General features: G+C 55.0%; 1 pseudogene. It reads right to left on the bottom strand.

Going from position 1 to position 389, the window contains the following annotated elements:
- A pseudogene (locus tag SB822_RS55250) lies at positions 1–389 on the bottom strand (IS1-like element IS1B family transposase); the annotation flags it as partial.

Here is a 389-nt window from a genome sequence, read left to right as displayed (position 1 = left end):
TTTTATGTTCAGATAATGCCCGATGACTTTGTCATGCAGCTCCACCGATTTTGAGAACGACAGCGACTTCCGTCCCAGCCGTGCCAGGTGCTGCCTCAGATTCAGGTTATGCCGCTCAATTCGCTGCGTATATCGCTTGCTGATTACGTGCAGCTTTCCCTTCAGGCGGGATTCATACAGCGGCCAGCCATCCGTCATCCATATCACCACGTCAAAGGGTGACATCAGGCTCATAAGACGCCCCAGCGTCGCCATAGTGCGTTCACCGAATACGTGCGCAACAACCGTCTTCCGGAGCCTGTCATACGCGTAAAACAGCCAGCGCTGGCGCGATTTAGCCCCGACATAGCCCCACTGTTCGTCCATTTCCGCGCAGACGATGACGTCAC

Source organism: Paraburkholderia sp. SIMBA_054, from assembly GCF_046534875.1.
GTDB classification, from domain to species: Bacteria; Pseudomonadota; Gammaproteobacteria; order Burkholderiales; family Burkholderiaceae; genus Paraburkholderia; species Paraburkholderia hospita.
This window is presented reverse-complemented; position numbering and strand designations above follow the sequence as displayed.